Source organism: Stagnihabitans sp., assembly GCF_964946895.1.
Window position 1 is genome coordinate 1 of sequence record NZ_CBBQHX010000093.1, and the last position, 3,029, is coordinate 3,029.

The 3,029-nt window shown below is 60.3% G+C and carries 3 protein-coding genes; 2 read left to right on the forward strand and 1 reads right to left on the reverse strand.

Features of this window, described 5'->3' with window-relative positions; genetic code table 11:
• Position 1: 1 nt before the first annotated feature.
• A complete protein-coding gene (locus AC1Y2B_RS23380) occupies positions 2–760 on the forward strand; it encodes an ATP-binding cassette domain-containing protein (protein ID WP_482255523.1) in 759 nt (252 codons plus the stop codon).
• 15 nt (positions 761–775) lie between these two features.
• On the opposite strand, the gene AC1Y2B_RS23385 is transcribed toward AC1Y2B_RS23380, so the two are convergent.
• Positions 776–1,723, reverse strand: coding sequence for a LysR family transcriptional regulator (locus AC1Y2B_RS23385; protein WP_482255524.1), 948 nt, complete (start codon positions 1,721–1,723; stop codon positions 776–778).
• 212 nt (positions 1,724–1,935) lie between these two features.
• On the opposite strand from AC1Y2B_RS23385, the gene AC1Y2B_RS23390 reads away from it, so the two are divergent.
• Positions 1,936–2,532 carry a hypothetical protein gene (locus AC1Y2B_RS23390; protein WP_482255525.1) on the forward strand — a complete coding sequence of 199 codons (597 nt, stop codon included), beginning with the start codon at positions 1,936–1,938 and terminating at the stop codon, positions 2,530–2,532.
• Positions 2,533–3,029 lie beyond the last annotated feature (497 nt).

The following is a 3,029-nucleotide window of genomic DNA, read 5'->3' on the forward strand; positions in this document are numbered from 1 at the left end:
CATCATTCTTGAAACGCGCGGTCTGACCAAGCGGTACGGTGGCGTGCACGCGCTGGACGACGCCAACTTTACCCTGCGCGCCGGAGAGCATGTGGCCGTCGTCGGCGACAATGGTGCGGGCAAATCGACCTTCGTGCGCCAGATCACCGGGGTCGAGCAGCGCACGGCGGGGCAGATCTTCTTCAACGGGAAAGAGGTCAGCCATGCCGGCCCCCTCGATGCGCGCGAGGCCGGGATCGAGACGGTGTTCCAGACCCTGGCCCTGGCCGACGATCTGGACGTGCCCTCGAACCTGTTTCTGGGGCGAGAGCTGTTCAAGTTCAAGCTGGGGCCGTTCTCGTGGCTCGACCGCAAGGCGATGCGGGAACGCACGATGGAGGCCTTGAAGACCACGGCGGTGAAGATCCCCAACGTCGACAACCCGATCCGCAACATGTCGGGCGGCCAGCGGCAATGTGTGGCGATCGCCCGCACGGCGGCGTTTGCCTCCAAGCTGGTCATCATGGACGAACCGACGGCGGCCTTGGGCGTGCAGGAAACTGCGCAGGTCGAAAACATCATCCGCGGATTGAAAGAGCGCGGCGTGCCTTTGGTTCTGGTCAGCCACAACCTGCGTCAGGTCTTTGATCTCGTCGACCGGATCGTCGTCTTCCGCCGCGGCCGTATCGTGGCCTCCTTGCGGCGCGACGAGACCGATGGCAATGACATCGTAAGCTATATCACAGGTGTGAAGGGCAATGCCGAAGGGGCATATGCCTGAAGAAACACGAAATGATCACTCTTGCTGCCCGGCCAATCGTTGAAGAAGCCAGCGCCCGGCCGGGCCCAAGACTTTGGTCGACAGATGCGCCACGCAGAATGGCAGTGGAAGCGGTACTTCGGCGGCACTGACGGGGCTGAGCTTCAGCGCGACGAGACGACCGGAAGCGAGGTCGTTTTCCACCATGTGATAGGGCATGCTGCTCCAACCGACGCCCGCCAACAATAGGGCGTGGCGCAGACCAAGATCGTTGACGCGCCAGCGATTGACGGCCTGCGCACCCCAGTCCTTCGCGCCCCCGAGTGCGCCGGATGACAAGAGGATCTGGGTGTGGTCCCGCAAATCCTCCTGACGGATCGGGTCCGGCATCTGAGCGAGCGGGTGATCCGGAGCCGCCACAAGGATCGTCGCCAATTCGCCGCAGCGCATCCTCTCGAAGCCGTCCATCAGCCCCGGCATCGGCACATCGACCACCATGCCAATGTCCGCACTTCCGTCCCGAAGAGCGGCCAGTGTAGCCTCCATCGGCTGGGCAAGAAGCGCCATCTCCACCATCGGATAGGTCTTGTTGAAGTCCTTCAAAGCGGAGGTGAGCAGGCTCGCTGGCATCATCACATCTACTGCAATTGTCAGCCGGGCTTCGACACCCACCAGCAGGGCGCGGGATTGCTTACGGAAATCGGTTACACCCTCCAGCACACGCCGTGCCCTGAGCAGCAGGACACGGCCCGCCTCGGTCAGGATTGGCCTGTAGGCAGAGCGGTCAAAGAGATCGATTCCGGCCTGCAATTCAAGGTTCTGGATCGTGTAGGTGATCGCCGATTGCGCGCGGTTGAGCTTTCGTGCCGCTGCGGAAAAGCTGCCTTCGTCCGCCACGGCGACAAACACTGCGACCTGGTCGAGTGTTAATCCGTCCAAGCTGGGCCCCCAATAATCATCGAATTCCTTGATAGAGATGTTCAATTCTTTATCTCTATTTTACGCGGCGTCCAGCGGCTATTTCCACTTCATCACAGAACAGCCCGGCGAAGATCGCACGTGTGCCGAAACAAAAGATGAGCTTGACCACGATGGATCAATGGCCGCCTCAACCTTCGCAAGCCCGCAATCTGGCCCCGTGGCGTTTCCAAACTTCCCGCCCCAACACCTCACGCAAACCTGATGGAGACCTGAAGATGACCTTTCTGAAAACGACCGCTGCCCTTCTGCTGGCTGCCTCGACCCTCGCGACGACGGCCCGTGCCCAGGACCACGCGCAAGAAACCACCAACCTGATCAACTTCCACCTGATCGACTTCATCGGCTGGAACAACGCCAACATGGACGTCATGCGCAAATATCATGGCGCTGACGTGGCGGTGGACATGGCCGGAATGCACACCGATGGCATCGATCCTCATGTCGATGCGCTGACCTACATGTTGAAACAAGGCGCGGGCAAGATCACCCAGCACAGCCCCTCGCTTGCCGAAGGGGAGTGGACGGCTGTCGTTGGTGTCACACCGGCTGGCAATATGGCAACGATCGGCAAGTGGAAGGACGGTGCCTTGTCGGCCGAGTATCTGTTCATCCGCCCGCTTTCGGCGGATGAGGTGAAATCCGTTGATGTCTCCAAGCCGATCATCACGATCACCACACCGGATGATGCCGCCCTGCGCGCCGCAACCGGCGCAGAACCTGGCTGGAGCGCTGTGATGGTCGACGGCTATGCGATCTTCACCCAGACGGTGGATGGCAAAGTGACCCAGACTTTGGGCTTTGCCAGCAAGTAATCGAACCGAGGCAATCTTTCGGGACGAGCTTCCAGACCCGCTGCGTCCCGAAAACCCTGCGATCCGCTTTGCTTTCAACAATTTGCAGAGCTTGCCATCTTTTGATGCCGCTAAGACCGCGGCCGTGTTTATTGGCGTGGTCAACACCCATCCCCACGCACCAGCCTGAACGGCCACTTCTTGTTTTCCTTCGAACATCAAACGGATCAATCGCAAGGCATTCTCTATGACCGAATTTTGCCGCAGCGCCCTTCAAATGACGGCTTGGAGGGATGCTGCAGCGCGGCACTTCGAGTAATGCAGGGGCCGCTTTGGGCCGACTGCGTCGACGGCGGATCGAACCGACGTAAGGGGCGGAAAGCCGTCGGTCAGCATCAGGTTTCTGCAATTTCGGACATGAGCGGGAACAGCCGTTCGTTGACCAAGCGATGTTCAGATGGGCGCACGGCCGGTAGGTCGTGACACTAGGAGCGGGCAATTCGGGAATTGCCCGCCGA